Source organism: Brevundimonas sp. AVps5, from assembly GCF_058681515.1.
Genome location: NZ_CM178740.1, coordinates 1,431,955 through 1,443,261, shown reverse-complemented (window position 1 = coordinate 1,443,261; position 11,307 = coordinate 1,431,955). Strand labels below are relative to the sequence as shown.

Here is an 11,307-nt window from a genome sequence, read left to right as displayed (position 1 = left end):
TGTCCCGAGGACCCATGGCTGGGTTAGTCCAGGCGGCAAAGGATCGCGCGGTGCTCCGGCATCATCGCGGCACTCAGCGAAAAAAGTCTGCTGACAAATGGATCCTCGGGACAAGCCCGTGGATGACGAGGCCGGAAAACTCAACGCCGGTTCTGTCCTTCACGCGCCGCCTTCAGCCGGGCGAAGTCGTCGCCCGCATGGTGCGACGACCGCGTCAGCGGTGACGACGACACCATCAGGAAGCCCTTGGCCCGGGCGATCGCCTCATAGGCCTTGAACTCTTCGGGCGTGACGAACCGGTCGATGGCGGCGTGTTTACGCGTCGGCTGCAGGTACTGGCCGATGGTGATGAAGTCGACGCCGGCGGAGCGCATGTCGTCCATCACCTGCATGACCTCCTCCTTGGTCTCGCCCAGACCGACCATGATGCCGGACTTGGTGAACTGGTTGGGATCGCGCTCCTTGACCATCTGCAGCAGGCGCAGGGAGTGGAAATAGCGGGCACCGGGCCGGATCTTCAGATACAGCCGCGGCACGGTCTCGAGGTTGTGGTTGAACACGTCGGGCGTCGAATCGATCACCACCTCGGCCGCGCCGTCCTTGCGCAGGAAGTCGGGCGTCAGGATCTCGATCGTCGTGTCGGGTGCCTGCAGGCGGATCTGACGCACCACCTCGGCGAAGTGGGCCGCGCCGCCGTCCGACACGTCGTCCCGGTCCACCGACGTGATCACCACATGGTTCAGGCCCAGTTGCGACACGGCCAGCCCGACCTTGCCCGGTTCTTCCGGATCCAGCGGCTGGGGCAGGCCCGTCTTGACGTTGCAGAAGGCGCAGGCCCGGGTGCAGGTGTCGCCCATGATCATCAGGGTGGCGTGCTTCTGGCTCCAGCACTCGCCGATGTTCGGACAGGCCGCCTCCTCGCAGACGGTCACCAGCCCCTTGGAGCGGACGATCTCCTTCGTGGCGTTGTACTGGCCCGATCCCGGCGCCTTGACCCGCAGCCAGGCGGGCTTCTTCAGCACGGCCGTCTCGGGCCGGTTCTGCTTTTCCGGGTGACGCAGGTCTGACGGTTTGCGCGTCAGGGTGTCGATGAGGGTGACCATCGAGGCGGGTCGGGCTCCAGGAACGTGAACCGGGTATGTCGTCGTTCCGCCTGCGGAAGGCAAGTCACGCAGCATTTCGTTCTCCTCCCTGTCGCGCAGCGATGGGGAGGTGGCGCGGCCCCAAAGCCTCACGCGGCGTAACGCATCTTTTCATCGTGGCGGCGCTTAACTAGTTTGCGCGCCTGACAGTGAGGGGGCGGCGTGAACGCCCCCCAGAGGAGACGCGTTTTGCTTAGGCCCGGCCTCGACCCATCGGCAGGCGAAGAATCCCTGTTCGACGCCCTGATCGCGGCGCGCGCCCGCTATGGCGACAAGGAAATCCTGGAGGACCAGGACCGCAAGCCCCTGACCTACACCGGCCTGATCCGCGCGGCCTTCGTCCTGGGCCGCAAGATCGCGGCCATGACCCGGCCGGCCGAGCGGGTCGGTATCCTGTTGCCGTCGTCGATGGGGGTGGTCGTGACCTTCTTCGGCCTGCACGCCTTCGGCCGGGTGCCGGTGATGCTGAACTTCACCTCGGGCGAGCGGAATCTGAAGGCGGCGATCGATGCGGCCGGGGTCAGGAAGATCCTGTGCGCCCGTCGCTTCGTCGAACAGGCCAAGCTCGACGACCTGATCGCCCGGCTGGAGACGGTCGCCGAAATCGTCTGGCTCGACGATGTCCGCGCCACCATCGGCTTGCAGGACAAGCTGTTCGGCCTGATGGCCGGCATCGCGCCCAGGCGTTTCCGCGTACAGACCAGACCCGATGATCCGGGCGTGGTCCTGTTCACCTCCGGCAGCTTCGGAGCACCCAAGGGCGTGCTGCTGAGCCAGAAGAACCTGGTCGCCAACGCGCGTCAGGTGAACGCCCACATCCCGCTCGATCCGAACTGGGTGATGTTCAACCCCCTGCCGACCTTCCACTGTTTCGGCCTGACCGGCGGCGTCATCCTGCCGCTGCTGAACGGGTTGAAGACCTTCCAGTACCCGTCCCCCCTGCACGGCAAACAGATCGTCGCCCTGCTGGCGGACGTGAAGGCCTCCATCCTGTTCGCGACCGATACCTTCCTGAACCAGTGGGCGCGGGTCGCCTCGCCGGACGACTTCCGCACCCTGCAGTTCGTGGTTGCCGGGGCCGAGCGGGTCCGCGACGAGACCCACCACCTGTTCAATACCAAGTTCGGCGGGGTGAAGCTGCTGGAAGGCTACGGCGCGACCGAAGCCGCCCCCGTGGTCGCGGTGAACCACCCCGACCGCAACCGCCCCGGGACCGTGGGCCAGCTGCTACCGGGCATGGAGGCGCGGCTTGAGGCGGTTGAAGGCATCACCGAGGGCAAACGCCTGTTCCTGCGCGGCCCGAACGTCATGGCCGGCTATATGTCGCCGGAAGACCCGACGCGGATCGATCCGCTGGACGGCGGCTGGCACGATACCGGCGACATCGTCGACATCGATCCCGAGGGCTATATCGCCATTCTCGGACGGGTGAAGCGGTTCGCCAAGATCGGCGGCGAGATGGTCTCGCTGAGCGCCGTCGAGGGTCTGGTCCAGGCCGTCTGGCCCGAGCAACGTCACGCCGTCATCTCGATCGCCGACAGCCGCAAGGGCGAGAAGCTGGTCCTGGTGACCGAGCGCAGCGACGCTGACGTCGGCAAGATCGCCGAATGGGCCCGGGAACACGGTGCCCCGGAGCTGGCCGTGCCCAAGAAGATCGTCAGGGTGCGCGAACTTCCCGTGCTGGGGACCGGCAAGACCGACTATGTCGCGATCCAGACCCTGGTGGATCTGGCCGAGGCGGCCTGATCCACCTGACGACCGGCACCTGCGTCCGCCATCTGCTCGATCTGGCCGTAGGTCGAGTGCTGGAGAACCCGCACCCGGGTCAGGGGTCGTTCCGGTCTTCGTGCTGCAACGCCCGCAGTGACAGGCGTGGCTGTCCCCTTGCCGGGTTCAAAGCCCTCGGCCGGACTTCGATCCGATGGGACAGAGCCCTCCGTACAGGGCCGCCTCATCCGGGACCCGCAGGCCTCGCGCCGCCCTGAAGCGATGTTCCACCGCCATGGCCTGCTGCTCGATGTTCAGTTCGTCCCAGCCGCACGGTGCCCCGGGGTAGCCATAGGCGGAGGGGCCGTCCCCTGCCCTGATCTTGCCGGCCAGCAGATTCACCCCCTGACGGGCCTGCCAGACGTGAACCAGTTCGTGGATCAGCACGGCCTGGAGCCCGACCGGGGCGACGCCGAGGTCCTTGGGAAGGTTCCGGCCGGGCCACAGGATCCAGTCCCGCCCGAACCAGCGCCCCGGCACGAAGGCCCGATCGAACGGCCAGGGCGTCGGCGCCAGCCGGATGGTCTCGAAGTCCAGCGCCTCGCCGAACTCGGTCCGGGCCAGCCGCTTCTCGCCCTGGGTCAGCCCTCTCAAGGCGTGCCGAAGCCTGTGCCGGCTCCGGTCCACTCCCAGTGCCAGGGCTCGTAGATATAGGGCACGAAGCCGAACCGGCCGGCGTTCTTCACCAGCCAGCGATAGGTCGCGCCCTGGGTCATATGCTGGCGGCTCTCCGGATGGGTCGAATCGACGCCCATCCCCAGCAACTGCCCGACATAGAGATCGACGGCGGTTCCCGTCCGGTGCGGGGAACAGACCGCCCGCCGCAGCCCGTCGCAGTTCCGCTCCGCCGCGCACCGCGCCGCATCGGCCTCCGGATCGCGGAAGCCGGAGAAGATCTGCAGCAGCTCCGGGTCATAGCGGACCTCCGGAACCTCCGCTCGTGCGGCTGCGACCATCAGACGATAGGAGGCCAGCACGTCGCGCCTCAACAGCCGGGTCAGGCGGTCGGCGTGTTCTTCCGGAGCCTCGAGATAGCCGAGCTCGCGCAGGGGCGGCGGATCGGGGCATTCGTCGCGCACGCGGGCCATGACGAACGGTCGCCGCTCCTGCAGCAGGCCCTTCAACACATTGAAGGTCGCCGGATCGAAACTGCCCGTCGCAGGGAGCGCATACCGCGCCTGAAAGGCCGCCAGGGCTGCGGCAAAGTCCGACGTGCCCGGCTCGCAGTCGGTGCCGATCTCCTTCTGCAGCAGGGGCATATAGGTGCCCCAACCCACTTCGGTGGCCCCGAACGGCGTCCACTCCAGCGAATACAGGGAGATTGCGTTGGCCACTGCCTGATCGGCCCAGACCTGTCGCTGGGTCTCGCACCGCCCCTGGGCCGAGGCGGCGTTCGGCAGGCCCCAGGCCAGGGCCGCCGCCACGATCAATCCCGCCATCCCCACGCGCATGGAGAGAGGAAGCCTCACCGTTGCGGCGCAAGCAAGGCCCCTCTCCCGCCGCCGTCAAAACTGGCATGGTGCGCCCGTCCGCCGACTCAGGGCGACGCCGCTGGATCTCCGCATGTCCGACGCTCCCAGGTCGCCCCGGCGCAGCAACGCCGTCCTCGCCGCCTTTTCGGCCGTCTGCCTGCCGCTGGCGGCGTTCGGCGTGGCCCTGCCGGTCACCCTGCCCGAGTTCTACGCCACCCATGTGGGGCTGGAGCTGGGTGTTGTGGCGGCGGTGTTCATGGCGGTCCGCCTGATCGACATCACCTTCGACCCGTTCATCGGCTGGGCCATGGACCGGACCAGGACCCGGTTCGGCCGCTACCGCCCGTGGATGGTCGCCTCGATGCCGATCCTGATGCTCGCCGCCTTCATGATGTTCGTGGTGGTCCAGCCCGGCGCGGGCCCGGTCTATCTGTTCGCCTGGCTGCTGGTCCTCTACCTCGGATTCTCCATCGGCACCCTGGGCCAGCTCGGCTGGGCCTCGGTGCTGGCCCCCGAGTACGACCAGCGCAGCCGCGTCTATGGCTGGTGGCAGGTGTTCAACATCATCGGGGTCATCCTGATCCTGATCCTGCCGACGGTGGTGATCCAGACCGGCATCGGGGACTATGCCGCCGGGGTCCGGATCATGGGCTGGGCGATCCTGATCGCCCTGCCGGTCACCATCGCCCTGGCCCTGTTCGTGGTGCCGGAGCCGGTCAACGCCGGCGCCGCGCCCCATGGGGGGCCGCGGGCCTATCTGGAGCTGTTCAAGCGGAAGGCGGTCAGGAAGCTGCTGCTGGCGGACGTGGTTCTGGGCGTCGCGCCGGGGATCACAGGGTCGCTGCTGTTCTTCTTCTTCGGCCAGATCAAGGGCTACGGCCATACCGAGGCGTCCCTGTTCATGCTGCTGTATTTCGTGGCCGGCCTGATCGGCGCGCCCTTCTGGGCCTGGCTGGCGACGCGGATCGGCAAGGACAGGGCCCTGGCCGCGGCCAGCCTGGTGTTCGCCGTCTTCTATGTCGGCGCGACCCTGGTCCCCGGCGGCAACTTCGCCCTGACGGCTGTCGCCATGTTCATCGCCGGTCTTCCCTATGCGGCGGGCCTGTTCCTGCTGCGGGCCATGATGGCCGACGTCGGTGACGAGGTCAGGCTGGAGACCGGGGTGGACCGGACGGGACTGATGTTCTCCATCCTGTCGGCGACGACCAAGGTCGGGCATGTCGTGGCCCTGATCCCCTATCTGATCCTGCAGTGGGTCGGCTTCCAGGCCGTGCCGCCGCCGGAGGGGAACACCGACAGCGCGCTGCTGATCCTCCAGGTCCTGTTCATCGCCCTGCCCGGCCTGCTGCTGGCCAGCGCGGCCCTGCTGCTCAAGAACTACCCCCTGACGCCGGCCCGGCATGACGAGATCCGGCGCGGACTGGAAGCCCGGGACGGCGAATCCGCATGACCCCGACCGATCGGCTGAGGGCGATCATGGTCCGGCTGCGGGACCCGGACGGCGGCTGTCCGTGGGACGTCGAACAGACCTTTGCGACCATCGCCCCCTATACGATCGAGGAGGCCTATGAGGTCGCCGACGCCATTGAGCGGGGCGACATGGGCGAGCTCAAGACTGAGCTCGGCGACCTGCTGTTCCAGGTGATCTTCCACGCCCGGATGGCCGAGGAACAGGGGCTGTTCGCCTTCGACGACGTCGCCGAGGCCATGTCCGACAAGCTGGTCCGGCGCCATCCCCATGTGTTCGGCGAGGAGGACCTCCAGATCTCGGGCCCGGCCCAGAAACTGCGCTGGGAGGACATCAAGGCCGCCGAGCGGGCCGGTAAGGCCCAGCACGGGGTGCTGGACGACGTGCCGGTCGGCCTGCCCGCCCTGCATCGGGCGGCCAAGCTGACCAAGCGGGCCGCGCGGGTCGGGTTCGACTGGCCCTCGACCGACGAGGTGTTCGCCAAGCTGGACGAGGAGGTCGCCGAGCTGAAGGTCGAGATCGCCGCCGGGGACCTCGACAAGGCCCGCGAGGAGATGGGCGACATCCTGTTCGTCGTCGCCAACCTGGCGCGCAAACTGGGGGTCGAGCCGGAGGACGCCCTGCGCGGGGCCAATGCCAAGTTCGTTCGCCGGTTCGGCTTCATCGAGGCGGAGCTGGCGAAGGACGGGCGGACGCCGGATCAGTCGGATCTGGCCGAGATGGACGGGCTGTGGGACGCGGCCAAGGCGGCTGAGCGGGCCTGATGTCTCCTCCCCGTTCGCCGCTGGCGAATGGGGAGGTGGCAGCGAGCTTCTTGCGAGCTGACGGAGGGGCTCTTCGTGCGGCAAGAACCCCTCCGTCACTCCGCTACGCTGCGTGCCACCTCCCCATCGCTTCGCGACGGGGAGGAGACGGGAATGCACTCCGAAACCACAGGGTGCAGAGAGTCCAACGGTTGCGGTTCGACGTCTGGATTCTGGGACAATGCATTCAATTCGTTGATATTCTCAAGGTCGGCCGCGACCAGCCGCAGCGGCTCGCGTCTGGACTCCAGCAGGGGCGGCGCGATGTCCGGCAGGTCGGCCATGACCTCGGAGCGGGCGCGGTCGGCGAGGCTGTCGTAGACGCGCATCCAGGTCGAGGCCTCGGACGCCCGCCCCATGCCCAGGGCCCGGCGGATGTTCAGGAAGGCCTCGGCGGCCAGATCGGCGAAGCTGACATTGTCGTCGGGATGGTATTCGCCGAACTCGGGCGGCGCCTCGCATCCGGGCTGGTCCATGCGCCGCCAGCCCCCGACCCGCGCGTGCTGGCGGAAGGAACTCAGCGACATGCCGTACCGCTGGCAGACGGTCGTCGCCTTCACGCCCGCGAGATACTCCCGCCGGGCATGGTCCCAATAGTCGCCGCCGAGACCGTCTAGGGTGGCGGGGTTGAGTTGAGTGCTGGAGGTCATGGCGGGAGGCTGCCATGCGGGTGCGTCAGACGCGGTCGTGGGCCGACAAAAGAAATGAGCGAAGAGGGTGGTCGAACTGCACCCGGTCTATCCCAGCCAAGTTACGAGTTTCGTGCCGCCTTCACCAATCATGGGCATGTGTTATCGTCGGCAGCTTGTCGGGGGATAGCATGGCTGACGATACGAAGAGTCCGGATGACAACGCTGAGGTGAAGACCGACCCGCCAAGTACACTGGGGCCTCCATTTGATACAGAGCCTGTCGGCCTGACCCCAAGCCGCGCAAGTCCCTTTAACGTTGCGACCCTAGCGGCGTTAGTGGCCTCGGTCGGGATCCTTTTCGTCTCTATTGCTGTGGTATTCGGAGACCTATGGGCGAACGCAATCCTCATTGGTGTGGGGGCGTCTTATGCCTTATTAAATGTCGCCCTCTCGACGGGGCGGTCCGGAGCGCCAAGCCTCGCCAAGCGCCTTGTCGCAGTGACCTGGCTAACCCACGTAAGCATTGTCGTCACAGTGATCGCAGCGATCGGTGTGAATTTCTGGCCGACAATGTCGGCAAAAGCATATGACGAGTTCACGATCGCTGTTTCGGACGAACAACAACTCCCCTTTCCGACGGCCGTAGTTGAGCTCAAATGGGACGGTCAGGACGGTGAAATCCTAGAGCTAGGCGATGACGCCCGCGCCGAGGTGCGATACGCCAGATTCTGGGGCCCCCGCAAAGGTAGGATTTCGGTCGCCGTCGGAAACAGACAAAAGACGATCGATATCTCTCGGATGGGAAGCGAGGCGTTCACCGACGAGACGGTGCAAATATGGAGCGGAAGCATGGTCTTTCGCGCTTCCTACTTCACCGCAACCGGCCAAGCGATCGATGCGCTCAGCCGCGGGCTCGTCCCTGCGGAGATCGCACAGCGTTTTCCCAAGATCGTCGGCGTGCTAAACAATGAAGTGCTGCTGGAAGTCGCAGACATGCTTTCTGGTTGGAGCCGCGAGGGTGCCGATTCTACTTGGCGAGCAACCTCACTGGACGGTAACCATATTCAAGGAGCTAGCATTCAGTCTCCCTTGAGCGAATTTCGGGAACCGCGTATGGCCACGATACGTGTAAATATCCCTGCGGACATCAATACTTTCAGGAACGTCCTGAACGTGAACAGCCAAGGTAATTTGCCGGCCAACACTCTCGTCCTCAATAGTTTGACGAGCGGCACGTTAGAGGAAGTCTTCGAGGATTATACGTACACTAGTGAACGCCGCTACGAAAACAACCGATATGTAGCCCCCGTGTTGTTCCATGCGATGGATGGAGAGGATCTGCGCCGTATTCAGTATTCAAATGCAACGACAGCTGGCAGCCTCTATTTCGGCGACATACTAGCCCCCAAGTACATTCAGTTCTTCGCTTCGCGAAACCCGCCAAAAGGGATGATCTATGGCTTTCTCGACCAACTGGGAGCGGAAAGCGAAGTCTGCGATGTGCCGGAGCAGAGCTGGGCTCTAAATCTGGTCGTCTCGATCCCCCATCCAGAAGTGCGCTTCCTCATCCTGGAGAACGTCAGCGATCAACCCGTGCGGATCGATCAGTTCGGTTACACCGTCACCAACAGCGACCGCATCTTCGCGGAGGGCGGCGATGTCGAGCGTGTCCGGAAGGTCATCGAAGACCCGATATCCGGCGGTGGTCTAGCGCCGGGTGAGGCGATCGTTATCGCTACTAGGCTCTCTTTCAAGGGGAGAGTCCCCCCACTGGCACTTGTCAGCCCTCCGGCACCCCGCCAGCGTACCTTGCGCTCGGTCGCGATTGCGGGCCTCACGACGAACTCAGGGGAATCTTTGGTTTTCGAACGGGGGCAGGACGCGCTCGCACAAAGAGCTGTTTTCCAGACAACCATGCAAGCGGACGTAAGTCAGTTTCGCAAAAACCTGGATGGGTACGGTCGTTGGCAAGAATCCAGGTTCGTGTCAAAGTTTGACCTCACGGAACCGCAGGTTGTAGTTAACGGAGTGGCCCTCCCCCTTCGCGTCGACCCAAACCGATCTTTGATGATCTCTAGCGATCAGGAATGGGGCGGCTCCTGCGACTTCTTGGCCAGATGAAAACCGCCAGGGCGCGGTGGGGGCCTGAGACTGCGATCCCCTCTCCCGCTGGGTGAGGGTCATTTGGGATCACCCGAACTGCCGCTCGAACCGCCCCATCGCCTGGGGGTCCAGCCGCACCGTCAGCAGCATCCGCCCCTCGGCGTCCGTGTCGCGCGCGGTCACCCGGCCGTGCTCGTAGAGCCAGGCCAGTGCCTCGCCCTGTGAGGGCTGGAGGATCAATTCGGTCTCGGGGTCGTCGTCGATCAGGTCGGTGATGGCCTGGCGCAGGGTCTCGATCCCCTCCCCGGTCCAGGCGGAGACGGCGACCGAGGCATTGCCCGAGCGGGCGGCCTGGCCCTCGACCTCTTCGCGGGCCTCAGGGTCGAGGAGGTCGGTCTTGTTCCAGACCTCGAGGATGCGGCGCGGTTTGCCTTCCGGCTGTTCGATCTGTTTCAGCACCTCCTCGACGTCCTTCGCCTGGGCGGCTGAGTCGGCCGAGGCGATGTCGCGGACGTGCAGGATCAGGTCGGCCTCGCCCACCTCTTCCAGGGTCGCGCGGAAGCTCTCGACCAGTTCGTGCGGCAGGTCGGAGATGAAGCCGACGGTGTCGGCGATGATGGCCGGGCGGCCCTGGGGCAGGCGGATGGTGCGCTGGGTCGTGTCGAGGGTGGCGAACAGCAGGTCCTTGGCCAGGACCTCGGAGCCGGTCAGCCGGTTGAAGATCGTTGACTTGCCGGCGTTGGTGTAACCGACCAGGGCGACGGCCGGGAACGGGGCCTTCTTGCGCTGTTTGCGGTGCAGGCCGCGGGTGCGGCGGACCTCCTCCAGCTCGCCCTTCAGCTTGACGATGCGGTCGGCGATCAGGCGGCGGTCGAGCTCAATCTGGGTCTCGCCGGGGCCGCCGGTCGAGCCGGTGCCGCCGCGCTGGCGCTCCAGGTGGGTCCAGGTGCGGACGAGGCGGGACTTCTCATAGTCGAGCCGGGCGAGCTCGACCTGGAGCTTGCCCTCCTTGGTGCGGGCGCGACGGCCGAAGATCTCGAGGATCAGGCCGGTGCGGTCGATGACCTTGCAGTCCCATTCCTTCTCCAGATTGCGCTGCTGGACCGGGGTCAGGTCGAAGTCGATGACGGCGGCCTCGGCCTCGGCGGCGCGGATCAGGGCCGCGAGCTCTTCGACCTTTCCGGCCCCGAACAGGGTCGCGGGCGTGGTCTTGCGCAGACGCACGATCTCCTCGGCGCGGACGTCTAGGTCCAGGGCGCGGGCGAGGCCGGCGGCCTCCTCCAGACGCTCCCCGGCCGGGCGTGAGGCGCGCTCGCCGAGATCGGGGTGGATGACGACCGCGCGGATCAGGGGGACGGAATGGTCGATGAGTTTGGTGGTCAGGGGGGGCTCTGTGATCTGAGAGGTGAAAACTGCTGGTGCTGGTGCGCAAGAAGGTCAGTGGTGCTGACGGCACCACGGTGCGGATACTGGTTCACCAGCACTAGCACTTTTCACACAAGCGGGTTCCGGAAGCCGTGATGGAGAACCCCGGCATCGACGCTGGAAAGAGTGAAGGGTGCTAGTGCTGGTGAGCAAGACGCTCGTGGGCTGGTGCGCAACACACATGCGGATGCTGGTTCACCAGCACTTGCACTGTTCACAAATCGAGGTCCCGCAACCCACCGCGCTCCGGTCAGTCCTCGTCGGCGTCCGGCTCGTACAACTGCACGGGGGCTGACGGCATGATTGTCGAGATGGCGTGTTTGTAGACGAGCTGGGACTGGCCGTCGCGACGCAGCAGCACGCAGAAATTATCGAACCAGGTGACGATGCCCTGCAGCTTGACGCCGTTGACGAGGAAGATGGTCAGCGGGGTCTTGGTCTTGCGGACGGAGTTGAGGAAGGTGTCCTGAAGGTTCTGACGCTTGTCTTGCGACAT

At 65.6% G+C, this 11,307-nt stretch carries 10 protein-coding genes; 4 read left to right on the top strand and 6 right to left on the bottom strand.

Going from position 1 to position 11,307, the window contains the following annotated elements:
• Window positions 1-140 precede the first annotated feature (140 nt).
• Window positions 141-1,103 (bottom strand): lipoyl synthase, encoded by a 963-nt coding sequence (gene lipA, locus ACW18A_RS07430; RefSeq protein ID WP_492024138.1) that lies wholly within the window; start codon window positions 1,101-1,103, stop codon window positions 141-143.
• Window positions 1,104-1,331: 228 nt separating this feature from the next.
• Between lipA and ACW18A_RS07425 the strand changes: the two genes are divergently transcribed.
• A complete protein-coding gene (locus ACW18A_RS07425; RefSeq protein ID WP_492024137.1) occupies window positions 1,332-2,888 on the top strand; it encodes an AMP-binding protein in 1,557 nt (518 codons plus the stop codon).
• Between the two features lie 147 nt (window positions 2,889-3,035).
• On the opposite strand, the gene ACW18A_RS07420 is transcribed toward ACW18A_RS07425, so the two are convergent.
• Entirely contained in the window at window positions 3,036-3,503 is a 468-nt protein-coding gene (locus tag ACW18A_RS07420; protein WP_492024136.1) for a hypothetical protein, read from the bottom strand.
• Window positions 3,500-4,348 carry a D-alanyl-D-alanine carboxypeptidase family protein gene (locus ACW18A_RS07415; RefSeq protein ID WP_492024135.1) on the bottom strand — a complete coding sequence of 283 codons (849 nt, stop codon included), beginning with the start codon at window positions 4,346-4,348 and terminating at the stop codon, window positions 3,500-3,502. The genes ACW18A_RS07420 and ACW18A_RS07415 overlap by 4 nt, the downstream gene beginning before the upstream one ends.
• 124 nt (window positions 4,349-4,472) lie before the next feature.
• Between ACW18A_RS07415 and ACW18A_RS07410 the strand changes: the two genes are divergently transcribed.
• Window positions 4,473-5,831, top strand: a complete 1,359-nt coding sequence (locus ACW18A_RS07410) for an MFS transporter (protein WP_492024134.1) — start codon at window positions 4,473-4,475, stop codon at window positions 5,829-5,831.
• The gene (mazG, locus tag ACW18A_RS07405; protein WP_492024133.1) at window positions 5,828-6,613 is read left to right on the top strand and encodes a nucleoside triphosphate pyrophosphohydrolase; all 786 of its coding nucleotides are present in this window, start codon (window positions 5,828-5,830) and stop codon (window positions 6,611-6,613) included. Before ACW18A_RS07410 ends, mazG begins: the two co-directional genes overlap by 4 nt.
• Window positions 6,614-6,708: 95 nt before the next feature.
• Here the strand turns inward: mazG and ACW18A_RS07400 are convergent, their stop codons facing one another.
• Window positions 6,709-7,302, bottom strand: a complete 594-nt coding sequence (locus tag ACW18A_RS07400) for a hypothetical protein (RefSeq protein WP_492024132.1) — start codon at window positions 7,300-7,302, stop codon at window positions 6,709-6,711.
• A gap of 170 nt (window positions 7,303-7,472) precedes the next feature.
• On the opposite strand from ACW18A_RS07400, the gene ACW18A_RS07395 reads away from it, so the two are divergent.
• Entirely contained in the window at window positions 7,473-9,404 is a 1,932-nt protein-coding gene (locus tag ACW18A_RS07395) for a hypothetical protein (RefSeq protein WP_492024131.1), read from the top strand.
• A 69-nt stretch (window positions 9,405-9,473) separates the two neighbouring features.
• Here ACW18A_RS07395 and hflX read toward each other — a convergent pair whose 3' ends face one another.
• Window positions 9,474-10,769 carry a GTPase HflX gene (gene hflX / locus ACW18A_RS07390; RefSeq protein ID WP_492024362.1) on the bottom strand — a complete coding sequence of 432 codons (1,296 nt, stop codon included), beginning with the start codon at window positions 10,767-10,769 and terminating at the stop codon, window positions 9,474-9,476.
• A 292-nt stretch (window positions 10,770-11,061) separates the two neighbouring features.
• Window positions 11,062-11,307 carry an RNA chaperone Hfq gene (gene hfq / locus ACW18A_RS07385; RefSeq protein ID WP_131249128.1) on the bottom strand — a complete coding sequence of 82 codons (246 nt, stop codon included), beginning with the start codon at window positions 11,305-11,307 and terminating at the stop codon, window positions 11,062-11,064.